The organism is Phaeodactylibacter luteus, assembly GCF_007993045.1.
In the GTDB taxonomy this organism is placed as follows: Bacteria; Bacteroidota; Bacteroidia; order Chitinophagales; family Saprospiraceae; genus Phaeodactylibacter; species Phaeodactylibacter luteus.
Window position 1 is genome coordinate 1 of sequence record NZ_VOOR01000268.1, and the last position, 268, is coordinate 268.

1 protein-coding gene is annotated in these 268 nt (G+C 34.3%); it reads left to right on the forward strand.

Annotation, left to right across the window (positions count from 1 at the left end; all coding sequences use genetic code 11):
* Positions 1 to 268, forward strand: a 268-nt coding sequence (locus FRY97_RS22195) for a hypothetical protein (RefSeq protein WP_211356973.1), incomplete at its 5' end; no start/stop codon positions are given.

Sequence of the window (268 nt, forward strand, 5' to 3'; positions counted from 1 at the left end):
GAGTGCAATAAATACTTTAAAACCTTTAGGAAAAGGGTCGACTGGAAGGACTGTTGCAAATAATCTTACAGAGCAATTAGCTATGCAAGAGATAATGAAAAAACCAATGTTGGGTCAAATCATTAAAAAATCATTGAGTGACCCACGTTGGTTAGGATGGTCAAAGATGTCAAATAAAACAGCCCACGGAGTAGAAATACATTTTAATGCGTTTTGGGAGAATGGGGTAATTAAAGCTATTGACGATTTTAAATTTATAGGACAATAA